Origin of the sequence: Glutamicibacter sp. BW78, assembly GCF_002332245.1 — a bacterium.
Taxonomy (GTDB): Bacteria; Actinomycetota; Actinomycetes; order Actinomycetales; family Micrococcaceae; genus Arthrobacter_H; species Arthrobacter_H rhombi_A.
In genome coordinates, this window is the sequence record NZ_NRGU01000006.1 from 1 (window position 1) to 21,893 (window position 21,893).

25 protein-coding genes are annotated in these 21,893 nt (G+C 61.6%); 10 read left to right on the forward strand and 15 right to left on the reverse strand.

Annotation, left to right across the window (positions count from 1 at the left end; translation table 11 throughout):
• Nucleotides 1-77 precede the first annotated feature (77 nt).
• Both CIK75_RS00090 and CIK75_RS00095 read left to right on the forward strand, forming a co-directional pair.
• Complete coding sequence (locus CIK75_RS00090; RefSeq protein ID WP_087001168.1) at nucleotides 78-479, forward strand: cytochrome c oxidase subunit 4; 402 nt, start codon at nucleotides 78-80, stop codon at nucleotides 477-479.
• Nucleotides 480-618: 139 nt separating this feature from the next.
• Entirely contained in the window at nucleotides 619-1,392 is a 774-nt protein-coding gene (locus CIK75_RS00095; RefSeq protein ID WP_087001166.1) for a GntR family transcriptional regulator, read from the forward strand.
• Nucleotides 1,393-1,915: 523 nt separating this feature from the next.
• On the opposite strand, the gene CIK75_RS00100 is transcribed toward CIK75_RS00095, so the two are convergent.
• The 4 genes from CIK75_RS00100 to CIK75_RS00115 form a co-directional block, all read right to left on the reverse strand.
• Nucleotides 1,916-3,583, reverse strand: a complete 1,668-nt coding sequence (locus CIK75_RS00100) for a ubiquinol-cytochrome c reductase cytochrome b subunit (protein ID WP_087001164.1) — start codon at nucleotides 3,581-3,583, stop codon at nucleotides 1,916-1,918.
• Between the two features lie 2 nt (nucleotides 3,584-3,585).
• Nucleotides 3,586-4,629 carry a Rieske 2Fe-2S domain-containing protein gene (locus tag CIK75_RS00105; protein WP_087001162.1) on the reverse strand — a complete coding sequence of 348 codons (1,044 nt, stop codon included), beginning with the start codon at nucleotides 4,627-4,629 and terminating at the stop codon, nucleotides 3,586-3,588.
• A gap of 73 nt (nucleotides 4,630-4,702) precedes the next feature.
• On the reverse strand, nucleotides 4,703-5,491 hold the full coding sequence (locus tag CIK75_RS00110) for a cytochrome c (protein WP_087001160.1): 789 nt from the start codon (nucleotides 5,489-5,491) through the stop codon (nucleotides 4,703-4,705).
• 55 nt (nucleotides 5,492-5,546) lie between these two features.
• Nucleotides 5,547-6,185 (reverse strand): heme-copper oxidase subunit III, encoded by a 639-nt coding sequence (locus CIK75_RS00115; protein WP_087001158.1) that lies wholly within the window; start codon nucleotides 6,183-6,185, stop codon nucleotides 5,547-5,549.
• A 192-nt stretch (nucleotides 6,186-6,377) separates the two neighbouring features.
• Here CIK75_RS00115 and trpD point away from each other — a divergent pair, with 192 nt between their 5' ends.
• Nucleotides 6,378-7,394 (forward strand): anthranilate phosphoribosyltransferase, encoded by a 1,017-nt coding sequence (gene trpD, locus CIK75_RS00120; protein WP_087001156.1) that lies wholly within the window; start codon nucleotides 6,378-6,380, stop codon nucleotides 7,392-7,394.
• A gap of 64 nt (nucleotides 7,395-7,458) precedes the next feature.
• On the opposite strand, the gene CIK75_RS00125 is transcribed toward trpD, so the two are convergent.
• Both CIK75_RS00125 and CIK75_RS00130 read right to left on the reverse strand, forming a co-directional pair.
• Complete coding sequence (locus CIK75_RS00125; RefSeq protein WP_087001154.1) at nucleotides 7,459-7,737, reverse strand: Lrp/AsnC ligand binding domain-containing protein; 279 nt, start codon at nucleotides 7,735-7,737, stop codon at nucleotides 7,459-7,461.
• 59 nt (nucleotides 7,738-7,796) lie between these two features.
• Nucleotides 7,797-8,186: a DUF3054 domain-containing protein gene (locus CIK75_RS00130; RefSeq protein WP_087001152.1), complete on the reverse strand. Its 390-nt coding sequence runs from the start codon at nucleotides 8,184-8,186 to the stop codon at nucleotides 7,797-7,799.
• A gap of 92 nt (nucleotides 8,187-8,278) precedes the next feature.
• Between CIK75_RS00130 and CIK75_RS00135 the strand changes: the two genes are divergently transcribed.
• Complete coding sequence (locus CIK75_RS00135; RefSeq protein WP_087001150.1) at nucleotides 8,279-8,878, forward strand: hypothetical protein; 600 nt, start codon at nucleotides 8,279-8,281, stop codon at nucleotides 8,876-8,878.
• A 3-nt stretch (nucleotides 8,879-8,881) separates the two neighbouring features.
• Nucleotides 8,882-9,484 carry a hypothetical protein gene (locus tag CIK75_RS00140; RefSeq protein WP_087001148.1) on the forward strand — a complete coding sequence of 201 codons (603 nt, stop codon included), beginning with the start codon at nucleotides 8,882-8,884 and terminating at the stop codon, nucleotides 9,482-9,484.
• Here CIK75_RS00140 and CIK75_RS00145 read toward each other — a convergent pair.
• A complete protein-coding gene (locus tag CIK75_RS00145) occupies nucleotides 9,477-9,827 on the reverse strand; it encodes an SdpI family protein (protein ID WP_087001147.1) in 351 nt (116 codons plus the stop codon). The genes CIK75_RS00140 and CIK75_RS00145 overlap by 8 nt on opposite strands.
• A gap of 168 nt (nucleotides 9,828-9,995) precedes the next feature.
• Between CIK75_RS00145 and CIK75_RS00150 the strand changes: the two genes are divergently transcribed.
• Entirely contained in the window at nucleotides 9,996-10,349 is a 354-nt protein-coding gene (locus tag CIK75_RS00150; RefSeq protein WP_087001145.1) for a VOC family protein, read from the forward strand.
• A gap of 468 nt (nucleotides 10,350-10,817) precedes the next feature.
• Here the strand turns inward: CIK75_RS00150 and CIK75_RS16100 are convergent, their stop codons facing one another.
• From CIK75_RS16100 to CIK75_RS00175, 7 genes are all read right to left on the reverse strand, one after another.
• Complete coding sequence (locus CIK75_RS16100) at nucleotides 10,818-10,955, reverse strand: hypothetical protein (RefSeq protein WP_158225839.1); 138 nt, start codon at nucleotides 10,953-10,955, stop codon at nucleotides 10,818-10,820.
• A gap of 205 nt (nucleotides 10,956-11,160) precedes the next feature.
• Nucleotides 11,161-11,469: a hypothetical protein gene (locus CIK75_RS00155; protein ID WP_143269308.1), complete on the reverse strand. Its 309-nt coding sequence runs from the start codon at nucleotides 11,467-11,469 to the stop codon at nucleotides 11,161-11,163.
• A 131-nt stretch (nucleotides 11,470-11,600) separates the two neighbouring features.
• Nucleotides 11,601-12,284: an SDR family oxidoreductase gene (locus CIK75_RS00160; RefSeq protein WP_241895161.1), complete on the reverse strand. Its 684-nt coding sequence runs from the start codon at nucleotides 12,282-12,284 to the stop codon at nucleotides 11,601-11,603.
• Nucleotides 12,285-12,545 (reverse strand): hypothetical protein, encoded by a 261-nt coding sequence (locus CIK75_RS16430; protein WP_241895162.1) that lies wholly within the window; start codon nucleotides 12,543-12,545, stop codon nucleotides 12,285-12,287. It lies immediately after the preceding gene.
• Nucleotides 12,546-12,780: 235 nt separating this feature from the next.
• Nucleotides 12,781-13,068 carry a hypothetical protein gene (locus tag CIK75_RS00165; protein ID WP_087001141.1) on the reverse strand — a complete coding sequence of 96 codons (288 nt, stop codon included), beginning with the start codon at nucleotides 13,066-13,068 and terminating at the stop codon, nucleotides 12,781-12,783.
• 442 nt (nucleotides 13,069-13,510) lie between these two features.
• A complete protein-coding gene (locus CIK75_RS00170) occupies nucleotides 13,511-14,755 on the reverse strand; it encodes an FAD-dependent oxidoreductase (RefSeq protein WP_087001139.1) in 1,245 nt (414 codons plus the stop codon).
• A gap of 1,468 nt (nucleotides 14,756-16,223) precedes the next feature.
• Nucleotides 16,224-16,715, reverse strand: coding sequence for a GNAT family N-acetyltransferase (locus tag CIK75_RS00175; RefSeq protein ID WP_241895163.1), 492 nt, complete (start codon nucleotides 16,713-16,715; stop codon nucleotides 16,224-16,226).
• 49 nt (nucleotides 16,716-16,764) lie between these two features.
• On the opposite strand from CIK75_RS00175, the gene CIK75_RS00180 reads away from it, so the two are divergent.
• The 3 genes from CIK75_RS00180 to CIK75_RS00190 all read left to right on the forward strand — a co-directional run bounded on the left by CIK75_RS00180 (nucleotide 16,765) and on the right by CIK75_RS00190 (nucleotide 18,848).
• On the forward strand, nucleotides 16,765-16,950 hold the full coding sequence (locus tag CIK75_RS00180; RefSeq protein WP_087001135.1) for a hypothetical protein: 186 nt from the start codon (nucleotides 16,765-16,767) through the stop codon (nucleotides 16,948-16,950).
• 66 nt (nucleotides 16,951-17,016) lie between these two features.
• On the forward strand, nucleotides 17,017-18,165 hold the full coding sequence (gene zapE, locus CIK75_RS00185) for a cell division protein ZapE (protein WP_087001133.1): 1,149 nt from the start codon (nucleotides 17,017-17,019) through the stop codon (nucleotides 18,163-18,165).
• Entirely contained in the window at nucleotides 18,162-18,848 is a 687-nt protein-coding gene (locus tag CIK75_RS00190; protein WP_087001131.1) for a peptide deformylase, read from the forward strand. The genes zapE and CIK75_RS00190 overlap by 4 nt, the downstream gene beginning before the upstream one ends.
• 20 nt (nucleotides 18,849-18,868) lie before the next feature.
• Here the strand turns inward: CIK75_RS00190 and CIK75_RS00195 are convergent, their stop codons facing one another.
• Entirely contained in the window at nucleotides 18,869-20,974 is a 2,106-nt protein-coding gene (locus CIK75_RS00195) for a S9 family peptidase (RefSeq protein ID WP_087001129.1), read from the reverse strand.
• Between the two features lie 40 nt (nucleotides 20,975-21,014).
• Here CIK75_RS00195 and CIK75_RS00200 point away from each other — a divergent pair, with 40 nt between their 5' ends.
• Nucleotides 21,015-21,872, forward strand: coding sequence for a putative RNA methyltransferase (locus tag CIK75_RS00200; RefSeq protein WP_087001128.1), 858 nt, complete (start codon nucleotides 21,015-21,017; stop codon nucleotides 21,870-21,872).
• Nucleotides 21,873-21,893 lie beyond the last annotated feature (21 nt).

Below are 21,893 nucleotides of genomic sequence, written 5' to 3' on the forward strand. Positions count from 1 at the left end.
GAGCTCTCGGCGAGGGTGACTCCTGCGGGTGCGGCCTCCGCCGTATTCGGTCCGGCCGATCAGAAGGACGTGTAACCATGAAAGTTGAAACTGGACTCTTTCTCGTCCTCTTCCTCTTCTTCGTCCCGGTGATGGTCTTCTACGGCATCATGACCGATTGGACGGAATGGGTCGGGATTCTGGCCCTGGGCCTCTGTGCGGGACTCGGCCTGATGGTCGGCTTCTACCTCTACTCGACCGCCAAGCGTGTCGGCGATCGTCCGGAAGACCGTGTCGATGGCGAGATCCACGAGAACGCCGGCGTCATCGGCAAATTCGCTCCTTGGAGTTGGTGGCCGCTGGTTCTGGGCACCGCTGCCGCGATAGGATTCCTCGGCATTGCCGTGGGTTTCTGGGTCACCTACATCGGTGCTGGCCTGTGTGTCATCGCCCTGGTCGGTTGGGTGTATGAATACAGCCGCGGAGACCACGCGCACTAAGCACGAGTCTCCGACGTAAGAGGGGCGGTTCTTTCCTTCGGGAAGGAACCGCCCCTCTCTGTGTATCGGGTAGCCGAAGATGCCCGGGCACCGACGGTAAGATGGCCCCACGAGCGCGTTGATGGATGGTGAGTACGTTATGTCCCATAGGCCCCCGGTTCCCGTTACCGGAACCCTGGATGCTTCGTCGTCGCTGAAGAAGCATGAACAGGTCAAACAGATCCTGCGCCACCATGCCACCACCGTCTGCGATCCGGGCCGGGCCATTCCCTCCGAACGTGAACTGACCGAACAGTTCGGGGTTGCCCGCATGACGGTCAGGAACGCCATTGACGCACTGGTCGACGACGGGGTGCTGGAGCGCATCGTCGGTGTCGGTACGTTCGCTGCCTTCCCCAAGGTCGACCTCCAGGTCAAGCTGACCTCATACAGCGAGGAAATGGTGCGTCGTGGGATGGTCCCCACCGGTCGTGTTCTACGTTTCGATGAGGTACCTGCCACGGGTCAACTCGCCCGTGAGATGGAATTGGACGACGGCACTCCTGTCGTCAGGCTTCGTCGTCTCCTCTTGGCCGACGGACTTCCGATGAACCTGGATGAGAACTACCTTCCCTTACACCGGGTCCCGGGTTTTCTTGATGACCCGGCACCTCGCCAGCTCTATGCCTCGCTGAATGAACGTTACGGGCTGGTCATGCAATGGGGTGAAGACCAGGTCGAGGCGACGGCAGCAACCCATCACGACGCCAAGCATCTGGGAGTCGACGCTGGAACGCCGCTGTTGAAGATCCAGCGCCATGCCTACGTTAAACGCGAGCTCGTTGACTATTCCGTCTCCCTCTACCGCGCCGATCGCTATAAGCTCTTCGTGCCTCTCCAGCGGCCCGGCACACGCCAACCCCGGTCCTTATGACCCGGTGGCCTCCTCCGACCCTAGAGTGGCTCCTTGAAGGTCTGATGAACACTATAGGATCGCTTCGGATGGATAGCCGATTTCGCAGCGCGCTATCCAGACTGCCCGCTGTTATGGTCCTCCGCCCGCAGAGCGGAGGGGTGTCCGCGTCCAGGGGGGGCGCAGGTGGTTGCGGGTTACGGTCCCGGCAGCTGCTTCACGAGGCCGCGACTGCCGAGGCAAAGTTTGCGACATGGTGTCCGCGCCGCTCGGTGAACACAGTCTAGGAAACCCTCGAAGGGGTGAGAGCTCAGGTTGCGCTCCGGGTGTGCTGACCCGCCGCGTGGCTACCGTCGTCGATTTCTGTGGCCCACAGAGGGACGTAAGTTCTCAGGGGTGGCGAAGGAACCTCGGACGCCCGCCTCCAGGCCCATTGCCCTTCCAACCTGGCGTCTCCCGCTCTGCCTCGATGCGCCGCCGGGCACGCGAAAAAGGGACCCCGACCGTGTGGTCGGGGTCCCTTTTTCGTCGAAGCCGCTACCGGCTACCGATCGATCGAGGCCTCTTCCGTAGATCCCTCGACGGCCGGCGCGTGGTGGCCGTGTGCGGCCTCCAGCTCGGCCGGGGTGACCGGTGCGACGCGATCTTCAAAGAAGAACTTAGAAACCGCACCACGGGCCTTTTCGCCGCGGGTGACATGTCCGACGCTGTCGGCTTCAGCCGGCATGACCTCATGGGACTCGAAGGCGACCAGCTTATAGCGCTTATACACATCCAATTCGACGTGCTGCTCCGAGAAGCCGCCCTCGGGAGACATTTGGATGATGCCTGCTTCACGTCCGTGGAGGACGATCTCGCGGTCCTTACGCTGCAGTGCCAGAGCGATACGGCGGGCGACAATGAACCCGAGGATCGGTCCCATGAAGAACAGCACCCGCAGCCAGTACGTGACGTCGTTCAGTGACACGTGGAAGTGTGTGGCAATGAGGTCCGAGGACGCGGCACACCACATGACGCAGTACCAAATGACGCCGGCGACGCCGACACCGGTGCGGAACGGGGCGTTGCGCGGACGGTCCAGCAGGTGGTGTTCACGGTCGTCCTTGGTGACCCAACGTTCGATCCATGGCCACGCGAACATGGCACCGATAAGGATCGCCGCGGGAATCATCGGGATCAGTACGTTCAGGATGAGGTTGTTGCCGCCCCAAGGGAACGGGATGATCCACTCCAGGCTGAAGTTGCCCAAGTACCCAGGCATCAGGCGCAAGGCGCCATCAACCCAACCGATGTACCAGTCGGGCTGCGTGCCAGCCGAAACGGGGGAGGGGTCATACGGCCCGTAGTTCCAAATCGGGTTGATCTGGAAGAAGCCCGAGATCAGGGCAACGATGCCGAACACGATGAAGAAGAACCCACCGGCCTTGGCTGCGTAGACCGGACCAACCGGGAAGCCGACGACGTTGTCGTTGGTCCGGCCGGGGCCGCGGTACTGCGTGTGCTTGTGGACGACCACCATGAACAGGTGAATACCGATCATCAACAAGATCAACGCGGGCACCAACATGATGTGCATCATGTACAGACGCCCGATAATCGCAGTTCCGGGGAACTCGCCACCGAACAGGAAGGCCGAGATGAAGGTACCAACAACCGGCAGTGCCTTGATGACGCCGTCGATGATGCGCAGGCCGTTACCCGAGAGCAGGTCGTCGGGGAGCGAGTAGCCGGTGAAGCCGGCAGCCATCGCCAGGATCAGCAGGGTGCCGCCAACGATCCAGTTCAGTTCACGCGGCTTGCGGAAAGCCCCGGTGAAGAACACGCGCAGCATGTGCACCGATACGGCTGCCACGAAGAGCAGTGCCGACCAGTGGTGGACTTGGCGCATGAACAAGCCGCCGCGGACATCGAAGGAGATGTCCATGGTCGAGGCCATGGCCACCGACATGTGGACGCCCTTGAGCGGGTTGTAGCTTCCTTCGTAGACGGTGTGTGCCATGGAAGGATCGAAGAAGAACGTCAGGAATGTTCCCGAGATCAGCAGGATGACGAAGGTGTACAACGCCACCTCGCCGAACATGAACGACCAGTGGTCGGGGAAGATCTTGCGACCGAATTCCTTGACCATGGCCGAACCGCCGACACGGGTGTCAACGAAGTTCGCAATCCTGCCGGTTGAAGTCTTGGGACGGTACTCGGTAGTTGAGGACATGATTAGCCACGCTCCCAGTAGCTCGGACCGACGGGCTCATGGAAGTCGCTCTGGGCGATCAGGTAGCCCTCCGAATCGACGGTAATCGGAAGTTGCGGAAGTGCGTGACCGGCCGGACCGAAGATGACCTTGCATTCCTGCGTGAGGTCAAAGGTGGACTGGTGGCACGGGCACAGCAGGTGGTGCGTCTGCTGCTCATAGAGGGCCACGGGGCAACCCACATGGGTGCAGATCTTGGAATAGGCCACGATTCCGTCGTGGTGCCAGGTCTCGCGTTCCGGGGAGATGTGCATCTCCTTGGGATCCAGACGCATGAGCAGGACAACTGCCTTGGCCTTCTCGTTCAGCGGGTCCTCGGCGTCGTCGAGGCCTTCCGGGATCACGTGGAATGCCGAACCGATCTGCACATCCGATGCCTTGATCGGTGTTCCCGAGGGGTCGCGGACCAGCTTGGTGTCCTTATCCCACATCGTGTACCGCAACCGGTCGACGATCTCACTGGCGGTGGCACCGGTGCGATCCAGGTCGCGGAACATGAAGATCGCCGGGATCGGAGCCAATGCCACGGCGGCAATCAGCGAGTTGCGGATCAGCGGACGGCGCTTGATTCCCGTTTCCTCGAGGATATCGCCAATCATGGCTTCGGCTTCCTGGCGGTCAGCCTCGGGCCGGATCTCATGACGCATTTCGGTGATCTCGTGATCAGGCATCAGGGTCTTCGCCCAGTGCACAATACCGACACCGATGCCTAGCATCGCGAAGGCGGTGCCTAGACCCAGCAAGGTGTTCTGCAGCCGGATGCCGCTGATTGAATCCGTACGTCCCACGACGAAGTAAGCGACGAAAAACAGTGCTGTGCCCAGAATGGACACCACGAACAGCAGGGATACCTGGCGTTCGGCCCGTTTAGCGGCGCGCGGGTCAACGTCGGCGAGACGCGGCCGGTGCGGGGGCAGGCCCGGGTCCTGGAAACTTTCCACGGAGCCCTGACCGGCCTTAGCAACGGTGCCCGGATCGTTCGGACTGCCGTGACTATGGTCGCCCATGTTCTCTCTCATCCTTTTCTCAAAATTCTTTGGTACGAAGTGTGGTGTGCGGGACGGAGCCCGCAGCGCCGGATCAGGACGGCCGTGAGGTCAACCAGATCGTGAAGGCGATGACGATGGCCAGGCCACCGGTCCAGATGAGGAGGCCTTCAGAGACCGGGCCAAGGGAGCCGAGGCTGGCACCGCCGGGGGAGCCCTGCGCATCGATTTCCTGGAGGAACGTGATGACATCGCGCTTCTCATCGGGGGTGATGTTCGAGTCATTGAAGACGGGCATGTTCTGTGGGCCGGTCGCCATGGCCTCGTAGATATGCTTGCCGCTGACATCGGAGAGTCCCGGAGCGAATTTGCCACGCGTCAGAGCACCACCGGCAGCACCGGCGTTGTGGCACATGGCGCAGTTGACGCGGAAGACCTCGCCACCGGCTGCCGAGTTGCCCTGTGACGTGTCAACTGCCTCGTCGTCCGGCACTGCGGGGCCGGCGCCGAGGGATGCGACGTACGCTGCGAGCTTCTGTGTTTCCTCGTCGCTGAACTGCTTCGGCTTGGCCTGGGCCTGTGGACCCTGCATCTGCATCGGCATGCGTCCGGTGCCAACCTGGAAGTCGACGGCTGCAGCGCCGACACCGACAAGCGAGGGGCCATCTGCTGAGCCTTCGGCGTTCATGCCGTGGCAGGTGGCGCAGTTGGCGACGAAGAGCTTGTTGCCTTCATTGACATCACTGGCGCTATAAGTCGTCGCGGCCTTGGCCTCGTTGACGCTGCCCGCCGCGGCGTACAGGCCGCCGGTGATGAGCAGGCCCATCAAAAGCAGCGCTACGGCGGCGAGCGGATGGCGGCGCCTTTGCGAAAGAGCCTTCACTTGCTGGTTCCTCACTTGATTTGGTTGGTGATGCTTGGGGTGCCTAAGGCGGGTGCTACTTCAGGAAGTAGATAATCGCGAACAGTGCGATCCACACGACGTCGACGAAGTGCCAGTAGTAGGACACGACAATGGCTGAAGTCGCCTCGAAGTGGCCGAACTTCTTTGCCACGTACGCCCGACCGATGATCAGGATGAACGCGATGAGCCCGCCGGCAACGTGCAGGCCGTGGAAGCCTGTCGTGATGTAGAAGGCGGAACCGTAGGCATTGGAGCTCAGTGACACGCCGTGGTGGACCAATTCGGTGTATTCGAACGCCTGCACGGCGACGAAGATCGCACCGAGGATGAACGTCACGATGAACCACTCGGTCATTCCCCACTTGCGGACGTTCAGCAGACCACCGAGGCGGCGCGGCTGGAGATCCTCAGCACGGAAGACACCGAGCTGGCAAGAGAAGGAACTGGAAACCAGGATGAGCGTGTTGATAAGTGCGAACGGGACGTTCAACTTGGAGGTCTCGTTCGCCCACAACTCCGGCGAGGCAGCACGGAGTGTGAAGTACATGGCGAAAAGCGCGGCGAAGAACATCAGCTCGCTGGAAAGCCAGACGACGGTTCCGACCGACACCATGTTGGGACGGTTAGGCGCAGGGTGCGCCTGGGCATTGAGGTTATGAGTCGCAGTTGTCACAGAGCCATTATGGCTACAAAAGTGCTCCTGACACCAATGCATTCGAGGCCGAGTCGCCTCTTTTTGACCCGGTCAGGCCTAAGTTCCGCGGAATATCAGGGGAGAAACAATTCCGCACTTTCTACAAAACGTAGATAACCTAGGTGCGTGTCAACGATTTCTACGCCATCAGAGTTCCCAAATTGGCCAACCATGCTCACCTCGCTCATCCGTGGTGACGATCTTTCGACCGCGGATGCGACGTGGGCGATGAGCGAAATCATGGGCGGAAATGCTTCAGACATCCACATCGCCGGTTTCCTGGTTGCCCTTCGAGCGAAGGGCGAATCAGTGGATGAGTTGGCGGGACTCGTCGAGGGGATGATCTCCAACGCCCGGCCGCTGGATATTCCGGGCGAGAAACTCGACATCGTCGGCACGGGTGGTGATCGTCACAACACCGTGAACATCTCCACGATGTCAGCATTGGTCTGCGCTGGTGCCGGGGCCCGACTGGTCAAGCACGGAAACCGCGCCGCGTCGTCGTCCTCCGGTTCCGCCGACGTCTTGGAAGCTCTTGGGGTCCGACTCAACGCCCCCGCCGAGCGACTTGGCGCCATCCTGAGTGAAGCGGGGATCACGTTCTGTTTCGCCCAGATGTTCCACCCGTCGATGCGTTTCGCCGCGGCGGCCCGTTCGGGTCTGGGGGTCGCGACGGCTTTCAACTTCATGGGCCCGCTCACGAACCCTTCACGACCCACGGCATCGGCCATCGGCTGCGCCGATGAACGCATGGCTCCGCTCATGGCCGGTGTCTTGGCGGCCCGAGGGTCACGGGCGTTGGTCTTCAGGGGCGATGACGGCCTCGACGAGATGACAACGACCACGGCAAACCATGTCTGGGAGGTCCGCGACGGTGCCGTCAGCGCCTCGATCCTCGACGCGAAGGACCTGGGGTTGGCTCGGGCCACTCTGGACGATTTACGTGGGGGAGATGCGCAATATAACGCCGCCGTCGTCCACGAGATTCTCAACGGGGCACGGGGGCCGGTGCGTGACGCCGTGGTGCTCAATGCTGCGGCAGGGCTGGTGGCCTTCGCCCCTTCCGCTGACAGTAGCCTCACGGGGCGCCTGGAGGCTGCTGCAAGGCGTGCGGAGGAGGCCATTGACTCCGGCGCCGCACATGATGTTCTCAGCCGCTGGATCGCCGCTACTGCCGTCGGGCAGTAAAACCAAAGGAGCCCGGTGCGCCGCGGGCAGCACCGGGCTCCCGGAAGTGGAACCGTCCCAGGGTTTATTCGAGGCCGAGGGAGAAGGCGGCGTCAAGGTCATGCTGGGAATATGACCTGAAGGCGATATGGGTGGTGGTCTCGACGACACCGTCCACCTTCGAGAGTTTATTGGCGATGGCCTCGGCCAGATCCTCGTGATTGCGGACTCGGGCAATGGCAATGAGATCCCAGTCGCCAGCCACGGAATAGACTTCGCTGATCCCTTCCAGCTCGGAGATCTTCTGCGCGCATTCTGGAATACTGTCCGCTACGGTCTGGATCATGACAAATGCGGTGATCATCTCGTGTCCTTCCACCTTCCGGCACCGGGGGCACCCGGCACCTATTACCTGCCTTGAGCCTAGTTCACGGCACCAGCGGAGCGCACTTTACGACGGGCCAAAAGCCCTGATATAAGCCGACGCCCCAGGAGGAAGATCCCTAGAACCAGGGTCGCCACGATAATGAATGGTCCCGCAGCCGTTGCTCCGAAAAGCACGCGAAGAATGAGCCCGAGGGCGACGGTGCCAATCCACGTGGTCACGCCGTTCGGCCAGATGCGGTTGGGGTGGCGCCACATCAGGCCGATACCGGAGAAGACCAGGAGTGCGATCAAAAATGGACCCGCGGTACTCAAGGTGCCTGCGATGTCTAGACCTTCGGCATGTGAGCGGCGACCCAACATGGCGAAGATGATGACCAGGAGCAGATCGATGACGAGTAGTGGAAGCCATTTTCGTGGGTTGCGCATAGGTGCCAGCCTATCGGTGCCTCCACCGAAAAGAAGTCAGCAACAAAGCCTGACCCTTGTTTCTGTATAAACAAAGTTTTAGTATTGTTCCTATGATCGTCCTAACCATCGACCAACGGGATTCACGGCATAATCCTGACCGTGTCGAAGAACTAGTCACCGCCTTGAACGCGGAGTACCCCGTGGTCCGCGCCTTCGAACGGACCGCGGGGGATGAACTGCAAGGCGTTATGGATGACGGTGCCGCGGCCGTACGCCTGTTGCTTGAGGTGGCCCGGGAGGGGCATTGGAGCATCGGGCTTGGTGTGGGCAGCGTAAAAAACCCGCTGCCGGAACAAACGCGGGCCGGCGCTGGAGAGGCCTTCGAAGCAGCACGAGATGCTGTTGAACGTGCCAAGCACGCTCCGGCATCCGTGGCTGTAGCTGGTGCCGGGGGAGAGGCGCAACGCCTCGAAGCCGAACTTCAGCTCGTCGCCGAGGTCAACGCCCGGCGGACCGAAGCTTCACGGGCCGCTGGGCTCCTCGTCGACTCGGGCTTTTCCCAACGCGAAGCGGCAACCCGTTTGGGGATCACCCAACAAGCCGTGTCCAGTCGGCTGGCGTCCGGCTTGTGGTTCCCCTGCCGACAACTGGCCGATCAGGCTGGTCTAGCCTTGGCCCGATACACCGCCCAATTCGACGGAGACGATTAATCGATGCCCGTTCTGATCCTGTTGCTCCTGGCTGGCCTCTTCGGACTACCCCAGTATTTCCGCCGATTCCGAGGCATCACAAACCGTTGGCTCTACATCACCGCTGCAGCCCAACTACTCCTCTTGGCCGCTGCCGCCCTCGTCGCCGCCACTGGTGGCTGGACAAGTATCGCGTGGGGCGCTGCGGCGTCCTTCTCCGTTATCGCGGCCTCCATCGGTGGAGGACCAGTAACCATGAGTATCTTGCGCCTCTCGGAACGCAGTGTGGAGGCGGACCTCCGTGCGGCGGGCAACCCGCAGGCAGAAGCCCGGCACTTCACGCTTCCGCCCAACGAAGAAACGACGGGGACACGTCGTACCAATTCTTCAGGACAAGTCGTCCTGCAGGGTGGTGCCTGGATCGGGCTGCTGGAACGAACCGCCATAGCCTCGACCCTCTGGTCGGGGTGGCCGGAGGGTCTAGCCATCGTGTTGGCGGTGAAGGGGCTGGGCCGCTACGCAGAACTTGGCAAAGATGGAGCCGCGGAACGATTCATCCTCGGGACGTTCGCCAGCGTGCTCTGGGCCTGCGCCTGCACTGGAATTGCAGTGCTCGCCACTAGATAGAGCTGTTCACGGCATTCGCCGCTCGAACACCGAGTGCCGTGCCAACCAGGACGAAAATGAGCATCCCCGCATACGCGGCCAGGACCGTCCATTCCGGTAGCGCCGCCCCCATCAACAAGATGAACACGCCTGCGAAAAAGGGGATTAGGCCGGAAAGAATCAGCCACGGTCCAGCGGCCACATGTGTTTCTTCCCACGCCTCGTCGGATACCCTTGTGGCCGGCAAACGGATCCCGATCATCGCGTTGGCCGGGAGACGGCGCGCAAAGCCCAGCCACCCGAACACGGCCATGACCAGGCCGACGACAGACATGATCAAGCCCGTCATGATGGCATCTTCCATTGGTTTCCCCCCTGAAGTACGTCCTCAGCCCGGTCGATTGGCCGGGCGCCATGAGAGCCTACACCTGGAACCCGACGGGCCCATCGCGGGGGAGCGTGGTGCCGTTAACTGTCGACAGCGACTGAAATTCGGTGGAGGATCGGGGCATAGTTTCCCGAGGAGATTCTCATGCGTTCGATCAAGATCACCCCCAATGTGCACGTGAAGGACATCGACACTGCCAAGTCCTTTTATACCGGGTTTCTAGGTCTATCCAACGAGGAATTCAATCTGGGATGGGTGGCTCGATTCACTTCACCCCAGAGCCAGGCAAACCTTCAGCTGGTCACACAGGATGAGACCTCGCCCGTGGACTCCAAGTTCTCGGTCCATGCCGACGACGTCGATGCCGCCTACGCCGAGGCACTCGAACGTGGTTATGAGATCGTCCATCCGCTGAACACGGAAACCTGGGGCGTCCGGAGGTTTCTGGTGCGTGCGCCCGACGGCACCGTGGTCAATATCGTGCAACACCGGCCCTGACTTTCCCGGGCCACGCCTGGGAAAGCTCCGGCTCTTCAAGCAGAATTTGCGAGACTCCTCTTAGCTAACGGGCGCGTTGTTCACGAGTTCTCGGCGCAGAGCGCTCGGACCCAGACTGATTGCTGGCGCATAACCTATTCAGTGGCAGCGTGCCAGTAGCGTCCGCGCCCTTGACGGAACATAGATCCCCAGTGTTCGCGCCCCGAGGCGTGAGCCGTTGCCAGCAGCTCATACCTTGCCTCGGCGCGCTCGAACATCGCTGCGGGAGCCCCTCGCGCAGCTCCGCATCGGCCCGGTACCCATCGGCGAAAGCTGCCGGTCGCCGAGCAGCTGGATTCGCGGGGACGCTGTCATCCGGCAAGGTGAAACTCTGGGCCGCGTCGGCGAGTTCCCACAGTCGGCTACTGGGCCCGGACCCGTCCCAATCTATGAACACCCAGCGGTCCCCGATCACAAGTTTCCATGGAGCTAGGTCGATGTGCAGATGAGTTCTTCGGTAGTCGCAGGCAACAGCACGTCGTCGATGAATGCTGGCACCGGGGCGAACTGGCTCGAAGCATCATGGATCGAACGGACGAGGGCACCAACACGATCAAGCTCAGCCACGGTCAGAAGTCGCGCATCAAGCGCGATTCGTGACGGAATATATTCAATGGCTTACCGCCCGTACTCGTCGCATTTGCGCCGTCAAGCGGCGTCTCAACTGGTTGCCTCGTTCGAAGGTAACCCCCCATGTCCGTACGTTCTATCGCTTCAGTCCTCTTCATCGCAGGCAAGGAAGACCGCGGGCGGCGATCAACCTGAGGGCCCCTCAGGCCCCGTCGAGTTGCAACAGCCACGCCGCTTCGAGGGCGTCTTCGACCGCTCCGACGTCTGCTTCCGGCAAGTCGACAACGACCATCATGTGGTTCTTAAATCGCTGCGGGACTCTGAAAGTAGCCGGAGATTGACGCAGGAGCAGATCCCGGTACTCGAAGTCGGCGCGGATCACGATGCTCGTGTCATCGAGTTGCCTCGCAATCAACCGACCGTGGAACTGCCAGCGATCCAGCCCACTACTCGTTGAGTGCCGGACTCCCTGGAGTCTCGTGGCCAGATCAACAACGTCAGTCATCTTCATGATCACAACACTCGTCCCTCCAGCTGAGGACCATCTCTCCAACTCTCAGGCCCGATACTGCTCTTCTTCGGTTTGACGGAAAAGTCCTTCAAAACTGGCCAGCTGGCATTCTCGTCCCATCCTCATGAGTCCTATCGGTATTCCTCTGCCTGTTGTGCTGCTTGGCCTTCGACCACATCTCGCTTGACGTACCCCCAACAGTCCGGCCGCGAGCCATCAGTGTCGGTCACCTCGTAGGCATCGGCCAGCTGACGAGACGTCACGATCTGCCCGGACCAACGCCCGGCGTCGCCAGAGCCCGATAAGGCTGCAACTCCGCGGGCAACATAGGTGGGGGACTCGGAGATCGCGAAACCCGGTTCCTCGATCACCGCATCGCGCCAATTGCTTTCCTGTACGCCGAAACCCTCAAGCATCTTTTCGGATCGGAGCCAACCGGGGGTGACACCGACAGCAGTAACGGGGTGCTCGGCAAGTTCGAAGGTCAAACCCTTAACGATTCGTTCGACATTGGCTTTGACGAGGTCGTAGTAGAAGCCCACCCCTTCACGGAAATTAAAGTTGTAGTCTGCCGTGCCATCGGTCATCTCCACCACCAAGCCCACCGTCCCGTACTGGTGGGCGGTACGCAGCATCAGGGGCAAGGCGTGATGGCTGGTGATGATGTGTGTGTCCACTCCCATCCTCAGCATCCGTAGCCCACCGGCGAGATCGTGCTCCCACAGCGGCTTGTCCCACTGTGCATAACGGTCGCCGCCGAAGATGTCGTTGACCAGGACGTCGAGCCGACCACGCTCACGTCTTATCCGCTCCATTTAGGCCGCAACAGCTTCGGGCTTTTCGTGGTCGACCACGCATGCGGAACCAGTGCCGTAGGCACTTGCCATTTCCTCTCCGGTTCCTTCGATCGTCTCCGGGCGGTCGATCTCGGAGCGTCCCGACAAACGGCTGCTCCGTCCCGTTGCATAAACGTACGCGCCGGCCAGGGCCAACTCCACGGCGATCGCCCTACCGGCCCCGCGAGTTGCACCAGCTACCAGTGCGACCCGTCCATCTAGTGGTTTCGCCGCATTCATGGCGTCTCCTGTGAGGGTCTCAGTTTTCGAGCACCAGTGACGTTCAGCGAACAGCTCAGAGCCTTTCGCAGGACGGCGCTCTCTCAACCACAATAAATGTCTGCCGACGAACGGGCGGTCCTGCAGGGCCAATACTTTCGCGATGCTCGAGAAAGCGGGCTCACTCGTTCAGGCCCGCCCGCCCCTGAGGGCCATGGCGGACTGAGAAGACAATGGACCGCCAAGGACTAGGCCTTCACGATTCATTGTTGCGAGGATTGGGCTGGAGGTATGTCTCGCGGGATCGGGAACGGATGATGGGGACTGCTGCTGTCCCTCCGAGCAGGGCGGCAACCGGCATGGCACCTAGGATGATGGTGCGTTGAGCCGAACCCAGCGTTCCCAACTCTTCGGCAGGAACACTGCAGGGGAGCGCTTCTGCGCCGGCACCCGCGGCAATGGACACGAGGAAACACCAAGCGATCGACCGAGCAGCCAACCACGCGAGATCGAGTCCGAGGAGTTGTTGGCATGCGATGGCCATACCCACCGCCAGGACCGAGAGCAGCGCTGATGCAGCCGTTCCGCTATTCCGGCAAGTTCGGCCCCAGACCTCAGGCACCCTGGGACACATTTTCGGGCGAAGAATTACTCGACCAGCTACCCAAGGTGGCCCGAGCCGGAGACGATGTCGAGAACCACCTCAAAAACTGGGTTGGGGCCGCTCGTCCATGAGACCTCAGTTGGGCCAGCATTGGCGAAGCTATAGGCATGTCTCGCCAATCTGCGTGGGACCGCTTTGGCCAGACTCTCTCATCCCCACAGGCCTAGAGATCCACCCCTGGTGACCCCGCGGCTGCCCCTGCCGTGTCGCGTGCCTTGGCCGCCAGCCGCACTCGCCTGTGGGGACAGAACGTGTGACGGGCCGGGCTGATATGCCCTCCCGTGAAACCCAGCCGCCATGTCGGGTCATGGTTTGGAAGGCCCTACGGGCGCCCCGTTCGCATCAATTGCGTAAGCGGCACGGCCGGATTAGCGAGGTCTACTGGATCCACCCAGATCTGGGAACGGATCAACTCCTGCACCGGCTCGATGCCCTCATCCCACGCGTTGACATGCAGACCGGCAACAACCACGTTGTCAACAATCCAGAAAGCGTGAAACCGATCCGCAGCGAGATCGCCACGGATAATTGGCTCGTCCGCAGTTCTGGCATCCACTCGTCCTGCGTATTCCACAGCAAGGTCGTATTGATCGGTAAAGAAGAAGGGTGCTGGATCGAAGTTCGAGGACTGTCCGAGCATTGAATGCGCCGCAATTTTCCCCTCCATCAGCGCATTATTCCAATGCTCAACCCGCATCTGCTGGCCATAGAGCGGATTGGCTACGCTGGCGATATCGCCGGCTGCGAAGACATCTGGAGCCTGCGTCCGCATCTGCGGGTCGACACGGATGCCTCCGTCTTCGGCCAGCATTCCCTTTTCGACGAACCCGGACTCAGGTTCAGCCCCCACTCCGACGATCACCACGTCGGCGAGGAATTTGCTGCCGTCGTCGACGATGACAGATTCAACCTTTCCTTCGCCTTCGATACCAACCACACGACACCCCAGTTGGAACTCGACGCCGTGCCGACGATGAACAGCGGCGAAATACCCACCCAGACGCGCTCCCATGGATGCTTCGAGCGGCGCTTGGCCTGGACCAATCACGATAACCCGGCATCCCTTCTGGCGGGCGGCATCGGCAGTTTCTAAGCCGATCCAACTCGCGCCGACGATGACGACGTTCGTCGCGTCGTCCAAAGCCGCAGCCAATGCTTCAGAGTCTTCGAGGGTTCGAAGGTAGTGCACACCGGTCAGTTCGGCGCCGGGAGCTTTCAAACGGCGGGCTTTGGACCCGGTGCTGATCAGGATCTTGTCGTAGTCCAGCGTCGTCCCATCGTCGAGAATCACCTGGTGGTCGCTGCTGCGCAACGTAACAGCTCTGGCCTCGAGACGGACCTCCACATCTTGCTCGTCGTACCACTGCTGGCCGAGCAACGACTTATGGGAGAGCCATCCTTCACCTTTTAGATAGGACTTCGACAAGGGTGGGCGCTCGTACGGAAGGTGAGGTTCCGCTCCGACGAGAACGATCCGTCCGTCAAATCCTTCTGAACGCAATTTCTGAATGGCGGTACCGCCTGCTTGCCCGGCGCCGACGACAACGAACGTTTGGCCAGTAGACATGTCGTGCTCCTTCGAGGAGCGCTTGGGGACACCACCTGTAGGAGTTGACCGAAGAAACGCCCGTCATAGTAGGCGAATCTGGAGGCTACCATGCCCTCCCGAATCCGTAGCCGCCCAGATCAGGTCACGAACTCGGGTGGCCTCTGCAGGAATACTCCACCACACGCGGCCGCCACGATAGTCGGGGGAAGATCCAGCCCGATGTCGACAGCGTTTGCTGCATGATCAATGACAGCAAACAGTGTTGACCCGTGACTAGTAAGCGCAGCGGTCAGGAGTTTGAGGGTCTTCGAGTAGCTAAATCGACGAGCGCGGAGAACCAGCCCATGATCAGTAGCACTACTCATCTCATCTTCCATATATCCACTTGACCGCACATCCACGCGTCGCAGGAGTGCGGGGGAGTGCGCACGCATCGCGAGGAGATAACTTCCGCTCCGACGATGCCCACAGAGTAGTAACAGTCCACCGCCCCCAGGCCTTGGTCCAACTAGCAAAACAACTGTTCTTTTCGTTTCGGAATACCCCGCATTCCCGATATGCCTTTTCGGAGTCACCGGCACGGTCGAGAGGCACCAGGTAGACATCAAAAACTCGCGACAAAGACCGGGGGAGTACGCCGACACTCCGCTAGACCCAGTCAGCTACTGCATCCATTGGCGCGGTGGCCACGAGGGCCGCGTATCGCGTTCGATCCGGCAGCCACCAAGATTGAACGTCGATCAATCTGACATCAGTTACCCGTGGCAACAGTCCACTGTTGTTTACTTGCGTCAGCAGGAACGGACCAGACATAGCGCTGAACCCACCTGACACGACAAGGCTCTAGCCACCCTGCAGAACTAAGCGAGGAAAAGATCAATTCCTCTTTGACGAGCCGCGCCATGACGCCTTTTGGAATGTGGACTTCACAAAGACTCTGTGCTGACGGTCCAACCATCATCGTCCTAACCGCAAGAAGTGTCGTTCCCGAGAGAGACGTCGAATCTCAGCAAAGCATTACTTTACATAATGTAGATTATCGGCGCTCTATTAAGGCCTGAGAGAAGGCGGTCCGATCCACAGTCTTCAGCCGACTCTGGCTCCACCTGCCGGCATAGCCGTTGCTGGACGATGCCTTTCGGTACCCACGTCCCAGTCGTCTGGCAATGCGCTGAGCGATACTGGCTTACTCATGTCCATTCAACGCTCAAATCACTCACTGCGCGCATGCGACCCAATCACTCAGGGCGACTCGTCCTCGGCATCTGATTCGCGCTCACCTGCCTGGACTCTAACTCCGCCAGACGCCCCGACGTCGCAACGAATCTACGCGGTCACTGCTGTCGACACGCGCCCACCGTCCGCGAGACGGCCCGTGCGGGTGCGGCCACAGAAGAGAGCCTATAACCCCTTCTAAAAAAACATGAGCGAGGCCAGCACCACGCTTCCTCATGACCACGTGTGGAGCCTCTCCCCCTGAATATTTTTAGTGATTGGGAAATCCAATTTGTCGTTCGGCCCGAAAGAGCATTCCACGATCTCCCGCAAAGGTCGTCGTGTGGAAGCGTGCCCCCTCGGCGACAGGGGCAAACCCCCAGCGTCGGTGCAGCTCGATCGATGCCGTGTTTTTGGCGTTCACCACGTACCAGGCCTCCTGGCTTCGAGCCCAGATCCAGTCCAGCCGTTTTTGGGTCAGGCGAGCCGCGATCCCTTGACGCCTCCACGCTGGGTCGACGGTGACCCCACCTAGATATTGTCCGGCCTGCGCCGGACCGTCGGCATGATCCCAGACATGGGTTTTCGCCCAGCCCACCAGCTGTCCATCAGCTTCAGAGACCAGCACGAGGCGGTTCGGGTCCTTTATGGCGCACATATAGGCGGCGACACCGGTATCGCTCTCGCCCGCACGTTGGCCTATGCCTGCCATCATCGCTGCGTCTTCCACGCGAGCAGTCCTGACGAGCAATTTTTTTGACATCTATATACCCTCTTTCAACAGGATCAGATAAGAGCGTATACTCGATTATATGGATGCTTCTCTCCTAAACTCCCTGATTCTGGGGATTCTCGGGCTCGTGGTGATTTTCTATCTCCTCCACACCACCGTCCGTTCAGCCGTCAGACTGGGCATTCGCGATGCCCAGCGGGACAAGGACAGCACGGCCCGTCAGGCCCCTGAAGGAGTCTCAGTCGACGCGGGACACGACGTGTGACCCAGCGGTGCAGCAACCTTTGTAGAATGCACCCATGAAGACTTCCCCAGCACGGGAGTCGGCCCGATGAGGCCCTCTCCCCTGTCGTTCGGCCCGCGTAATTCTGCGCGGAGGATCATTGCCCGGGTTCAGGCTGCCGTTGCCGCAGCAGGTCTCGAACTCGATTCCGAGCAACAGGTGTTGGTCACTCACCTCGCCACGGCGGCCTCACGGGCGCTTTCACGCCGCCCCAAAGCGGCTTCGGTGGATAGTTTCTATATCTACGGACCTCCCGGCCGCGGCAAATCATGGCTCATGGGTCTGGTCCATGACGCACTGCTGAGCGAGGCCACGCGCCGGCTGCATTTCCACGATTTCTTCCGCGACCTCCACGCCTCGGCGCATAGTGCAGAACTCGCTGAAACAGCGGGTGACACCGCCGTCGAGGTGGCTCTGGATGAATTGCTGGGGGACGTGCGTGTGCTGTGCTTCGACGAACTCCACGTCCACGACCCCGGCGATGCGATGTTCTTCGCCCGCACGCTCCAGGCTGTTTTTGCCCGGGGAATCCTGCTCATCGCGACCTCGAACTATGCCCCGGACGATCTACTGCCCAATGATTATTTCCACCATCTCTTTGAGCCCACCATCGAACTGATCACGTCACGAATGAAGGTGGTGATGCTCGACGGCGGAATTGACTACCGGACTCAGGTGACCGAGGCCGATCGTGTCGCCGGTTATGCTGCAGGGCACATCATCGTCCCCGGAACGGCCCAACAACTGGCCCAGGCAGGGCTCGCGGTCCCCCACCACAACGAAATCACCGACATTGAACCGACGACCCACAGCTTCACGGCCCAACGTGCCGCCCACGGACAGGCCTGGTTCGATTTCCGCGACTTATGCGATCGCCCGTCGGCAGCCTCCGATTACCTGCATCTGGCCCGCCATTTTGACCATGTCGTTATTGATGGAATCCCCGCACCGGATCGGGCCACGACCAGCGCCTGGAAGCGTCTGGCCAACCTCATTGACGTTCTGTATGACCGCGATGTGCGGACCGACCTGATTTGCGTGGATCCCCCGGACCCCGATGCCGTCGAGGGCCACCCCGTGGATGCCGCACGCCTGGGTAGCCGGCTCCTGGCGCTACGCCAGCTGATTCCGGGAGCAGCCGATGAAGATTCCCTCGACGGCCCCGCCCCCTCCGAGCAGGAAAGCTGGATCCGATGACCCAGGACCGACCCTTGGCTACCGACTACTCCCCCGACCGGCTGGCGGAGCTGGTGGGAACCATGATCGAACAAGCCACCCGGGGAAACCACGGCACCCTGCTCCCCGAAACACTGCCCACCATCGTCCAGCTCGGGCATCCCGTGCTGCGCATGGAAGCCCAGGAATATACGGGTCAGCTGGAACCGGAAGCACTGGACTCGCTGCTCGATATCATGAGATCCACCATGCATGCGGCCCCAGGAGTCGGCTTGGCTGCCCCACAAATCGGGCTTCCCCTCAGCTTGGCCGTTCTAGAGGACTCCTTCGCCACCGATGCCGAGATCACCGTGGTGCGCGAACGTGAACCACTGGAGTACTTCGCGGTGGTCAACCCCAGCTATCGGGCCCTCGGGACACGGACGGCTTCCTTCTACGAAGGGTGCCTCTCCTTCAGCGGTTTCCAAGCGGTCGTCGAGCGTCCGGCCGACGTGATCGCCACGTATACGACACCGGCCGGGAAAGCCATGGAGCGGGAATTCCACGGATGGCAGGCCCGGATCGTCGCCCATGAAACAGACCATCTGGGCGGCACCGTCTATATCGACCGGGCGATAACGCGCAGCCTGGTGGGCGCCGAGGAGTATGCCAACCGCTGGGCGGGCGCCGATATTGCTGCCGCCCGGACAGGGCTGGGCTTCTAGCTCCCCAGGCCCTGCGCCGATCAGCCGTGAGCCGGGTTCACCGGAAGGTACCTGTCCCACCAATCAAGGATCGCCTCAAAGCGTTGGCGACGGTGCCACGGCGTGCCGGCGCGGGACAGCTCGTGGTTCTCACCCGGGAAGAGCAGGAATTCGGTCTCGACCCCCTGGCGCAGCAACTCCACATAATAGCGCTGTGCCTGTTCCAAGGGGCACCGGTAATCCTCTTCCGAATGCATCACCAGGGTGGGGGTCCGCACCTGGCCCACCTTCGCCATCGGACTTTGCTCCAGCGTCGCGGCCATATCCCTGCCGGTGTATTCGGCACCGAAGAACCAGCCGATGTCGCTGGAACCGACGAAGGAGATCGGATCCAGGAATCCACGCTCCACGATCGCCCCGGCGAAGCGGTGATCATGGGCAATGGTCCAGGCGGTGAGGTATCCCCCATAGGACCCGCCCAGCACCCCGGTCCTGTTCCCATCCAGTGACGGCTCGGCGGCCACCGCACCATCAAGGAACGCCAAAACGTCTTGCAGGTCGACGGTGCCCATCGCCTCCTTGATGGCCAGGCCATGGGCTCGTCCGTAGCTGGCGCTGCCCCGCGGGTTGCACTGTAGTACCGCGTATCCGGCCCGCGCGTAGACCTGGGCCTCGTCGAAATAGCCCCACCCATATTGGGCGTAGGGGCCACCATGGATGTTTAGCAGCACCGGGTGGGGGCCATCGCCTTCGGGTAGGTAGAGCCACCCGTGGACCGGGTAGCCGTCGGCTGAGGACACCGTCATTTCTCGTGGCTCGGCGATCCTCGTTTTCTCGCGCAACGGCGCGGCGAAGTCGGTCAGACGGGCCACTCCGCCGTCATGCACCACGGCGATCTCCCCGGGCGTGCTGGGATCGGTATAGGACACGACGATGACGTCCGCCGCCTCCGAAACCCCGGTCACCTCCAGCGGACCGGAAACTTCGATCCGGGTCGATCCGGTGGCATCGATGACATGGAGTTCACTGCTGCCCCGCACCCGGGCCAGTGCGGCGACCTCAGCGGTTCCAACCGGGAAGAGTCCCCCGCTTTCGCTGTAGTCAGTCGTTTCAGGATCGGTCAGAAGGCTGGGGTCCGCCACCCCGAAGCTCTCCGTAGGCAGGACATAGACGGCGGCGCTGCGGGCGACGAAATCCACACCTGACTCCCCCACTTCGCTACCCAGGATGAACAGGTTTTTCCCGTCGCGACTAAAGGTTGCCCCGTCGTAACCGGTGTCCCCGGACTCCGAACCGACCACCAATTCGACGTCGATTTCTCCCGCTGACGAGGTGTCCAGTCCGCCCACAGCTACCCGGTGGATCATCGAGCGTAGATCCGCATCGGCACCCTCATGCAATGCTGCGGTGAAATACAGGTACGTGCCATCGGGGTCGAACTCCGGGCTGTTGCAGTCGGCATCTGCGGGGGTCAGCAGGCGCGTCACCGGGAAACCCTCGGCAGGCCTCTGGCAGGTATCGTTGTCCCCCTCAGCGGTTTCCCGGGCCGCGGCGGCCTTCTGGTCGGCCTTCGCTGCACGTCCCACTGGCTTGATAAACGGCTCGGCGTCGGGGGCAGGGACCTCGACGAGATGGATCCCGTTCCGGCAGTCATTGCCGAATCCGAGCCCGTTGAAACGGTACTTATATCCGGTGATCCGGCGTGGGGCCTCGGCGCCGGCGCCCACCCCGTCCACGGTGCCGTAGCGCCCCTCCTCGGGGGTCCGGCTGCAGAAGGCCAGCCGTTGGCCATCGGATGAGAAGACGAAATCAGAGACGCCCAGATGGCGGTTGGTGATCAACAGTGGTTCACCGCCGCGGGCGTCGACGATGGCCAACTGCGGTACGCCGTCGTCATTGGGGCGTAAGAAGGCGATGAGTTGCCCGTCGGGTGAGAACCGGGGATGGGCATCCGAGATCCCCCGAGTGATCCGCCGCGGAGGGCCTGCGGCGCCGCCGCCCTCAGTGAGTTCTATCAGCCACAACTGTCCCACCCCGGAATCGGCATCGAAGCTAGGCCTGTTGGCGGCAAAGATCACCCGGCGGCCGGCCGGGTCCACGGCGGGGGCGGATACAGTGGTCAGGAGCTCGAGCTGTTCTGGTTTCACTCCGTGAGCGTATATGAAAGACATATTGAAGGAAATAGGTATGAGCGTCGATCTGATCCCGTTGAGTTGCCCGCTCTGCGCCGGGGCCCTGGCAACGGACGGGGCCGAGGGGCGCACGCTCAGTTGTCCCGCCGGCCACCGGTACGACGCCGCCAAGCAGGGATACTTCAACCTGCTCACCGGCCGTGGAACCTCCTTTCGGGAGGACTCGGCCGCCATGGTCCAGGCCCGCGCCTCGTTCTTGGCCTCAGGGCACTATGCACCGCTGGCCGAGGCCCTAGCCCAGGAAGCCGCGACAGCGGCGTCAGCCAGGTTGCCGCAGCTCCTGGACGCGGGCGCTGGAACCGGGTACTACCTCGACGCCGTGGCGTCGGCGCTGAAGCAGTCCCTGGGCACCCGGCCCCCGGCCCTGGCCTTGGACATCTCCCGTTATGCGATGCGACGTGCCGCCAAACTTCCGAAGACCCAGGCCCTGGTCTGGGACCTCTGGCGACCACTACCGGTAGCCGACGCCGGCGTCGACATTCTGCTCAACGTCTTCGCCCCGCGCCATGGCAGTGAATTTGCCCGCGTCCTGGCCCCTGGAGGTCTGGCCCTGGTCGTCACTCCCCTGCCCGAACATCTGGCCGAAGCCATGGAACCTCTGGGGTTACTCGGCATTGCCGCTGGCAAGGATGAGTCCGTCGCCACGGCACTAGGTGCCGAATTCGAGGCAGTTCACACCCGCACGATCCGCACGTCCCTGCACCTGTCCCGGGACGACGCCGTCCGGCTGGCGACGATGGGTCCGGCAGGCCACCACCACGATGACGCGTCTACTCGGGCCCGGCTGGAGACCCACCCGATGCCCTCCGCCGTCACCGCTGCCTTCCGTCTGCAGGTCTTTCGCCGCCGATAGCCGCTCCCACAAGCGTGGATC

Excerpts from the sequence above, each read along its gene's own strand:
- CIK75_RS00090 (WP_087001168.1), top strand. The coding sequence starts at position 78 with ATGAAAGTTGAAACTGGACTCTTTCTCGTCCTCTTCCTCTTCTTCGTC.
- CIK75_RS00160 (WP_241895161.1), bottom strand. The coding sequence starts at position 12,284 with ATGGAGCGGATAAGACGTGAGCGTGGTCGGCTCGACGTCCTGGTCAAC.
- CIK75_RS00190 (WP_087001131.1), top strand. The coding sequence starts at position 18,162 with ATGACCCAGGACCGACCCTTGGCTACCGACTACTCCCCCGACCGGCTG.
- CIK75_RS00150 (WP_087001145.1), top strand. The coding sequence starts at position 9,996 with ATGCGTTCGATCAAGATCACCCCCAATGTGCACGTGAAGGACATCGAC.
- CIK75_RS00170 (WP_087001139.1), bottom strand. The coding sequence starts at position 14,755 with ATGTCTACTGGCCAAACGTTCGTTGTCGTCGGCGCCGGGCAAGCAGGC.
- CIK75_RS00180 (WP_087001135.1), top strand. The coding sequence starts at position 16,765 with ATGGATGCTTCTCTCCTAAACTCCCTGATTCTGGGGATTCTCGGGCTC.
- CIK75_RS00200 (WP_087001128.1), top strand. The coding sequence starts at position 21,015 with ATGAGCGTCGATCTGATCCCGTTGAGTTGCCCGCTCTGCGCCGGGGCC.
- CIK75_RS00125 (WP_087001154.1), bottom strand. The coding sequence starts at position 7,737 with ATGATCACCGCATTTGTCATGATCCAGACCGTAGCGGACAGTATTCCA.
- CIK75_RS00165 (WP_087001141.1), bottom strand. The coding sequence starts at position 13,068 with ATGGCCATCGCATGCCAACAACTCCTCGGACTCGATCTCGCGTGGTTG.
- CIK75_RS00105 (WP_087001162.1), bottom strand. The coding sequence starts at position 4,629 with ATGGGCGACCATAGTCACGGCAGTCCGAACGATCCGGGCACCGTTGCT.
- CIK75_RS00095 (WP_087001166.1), top strand. The coding sequence starts at position 619 with ATGTCCCATAGGCCCCCGGTTCCCGTTACCGGAACCCTGGATGCTTCG.
- CIK75_RS00155 (WP_143269308.1), bottom strand. The coding sequence starts at position 11,469 with ATGAAGATGACTGACGTTGTTGATCTGGCCACGAGACTCCAGGGAGTC.
- CIK75_RS00100 (WP_087001164.1), bottom strand. The coding sequence starts at position 3,583 with ATGTCCTCAACTACCGAGTACCGTCCCAAGACTTCAACCGGCAGGATT.
- CIK75_RS00175 (WP_241895163.1), bottom strand. The coding sequence starts at position 16,715 with ATGTCAAAAAAATTGCTCGTCAGGACTGCTCGCGTGGAAGACGCAGCG.
- CIK75_RS00130 (WP_087001152.1), bottom strand. The coding sequence starts at position 8,186 with ATGCGCAACCCACGAAAATGGCTTCCACTACTCGTCATCGATCTGCTC.
- CIK75_RS00135 (WP_087001150.1), top strand. The coding sequence starts at position 8,279 with ATGATCGTCCTAACCATCGACCAACGGGATTCACGGCATAATCCTGAC.
- CIK75_RS16430 (WP_241895162.1), bottom strand. The coding sequence starts at position 12,545 with ATGAATGCGGCGAAACCACTAGATGGACGGGTCGCACTGGTAGCTGGT.
- CIK75_RS00140 (WP_087001148.1), top strand. The coding sequence starts at position 8,882 with ATGCCCGTTCTGATCCTGTTGCTCCTGGCTGGCCTCTTCGGACTACCC.
- zapE (WP_087001133.1), top strand. The coding sequence starts at position 17,017 with ATGAGGCCCTCTCCCCTGTCGTTCGGCCCGCGTAATTCTGCGCGGAGG.
- trpD (WP_087001156.1), top strand. The coding sequence starts at position 6,378 with ATGCTCACCTCGCTCATCCGTGGTGACGATCTTTCGACCGCGGATGCG.
- CIK75_RS00145 (WP_087001147.1), bottom strand. The coding sequence starts at position 9,827 with ATGGAAGATGCCATCATGACGGGCTTGATCATGTCTGTCGTCGGCCTG.